This window comes from Nonomuraea aridisoli (genome assembly GCF_003236395.1).
Classification (GTDB): Bacteria; Actinomycetota; Actinomycetes; order Streptosporangiales; family Streptosporangiaceae; genus Nonomuraea; species Nonomuraea aridisoli.
In genome coordinates, this window is the sequence record NZ_POUD01000648.1 from 1 (window position 1) to 539 (window position 539).

Annotated in this window: 1 protein-coding gene; it reads right to left on the reverse strand. The window is 75.0% G+C overall.

The annotated features are described in order from the left end of the window. Positions 1-539 (reverse strand): hypothetical protein (locus C1J01_RS50965; protein WP_220040509.1); only part of this gene is annotated, 539 nt, incomplete at both ends.

Below are 539 nucleotides of genomic sequence, written 5' to 3' on the forward strand. Positions count from 1 at the left end.
GCCCCGCCGCGCCGCCCCACACACAGGCCAGGCAGAACAGCTGCACCCCCGTCAGCACCAGGAGGGACGTGAGCGGCGCCTCGGCCCGTCCGCCCGACACCGCCCCCCACAGGTCGCGCATGGTCGCGAACGGCGCGAAAGCCGTGCCCTGCGACCCGCCCCCGAACAACACGACCTGCGCGAACACCAGGAACCCCAGCGTGACGCCGGCCGCCGCAGGCCACGTGCCGCGCACCCGCCCCTCGACCAGCCGGCGCACGGCCACCACCAGCACCAGCCCGGCCAGCAACAGCGGCAGGTACGTCGCCTTCGCCCCGCTGAGCGCCGCCAGCAGGACCACGAACGCCACCCAGCCCCGCCGCGACAACCCGCCGGCCAGCAGCAGGACCACGGGAGCGAACAGCAGCGCCCCGAACGTCTGCGTGGGGCTCGCCCACACGGTGAACATCGAGCGCGTGCTGAACACGACGTCCTCCACGAGCACCGGCCCGAACAGGAAGTACGTCACCCCGGCCGCCGCCGCCCCGGCTCCCCAGCGC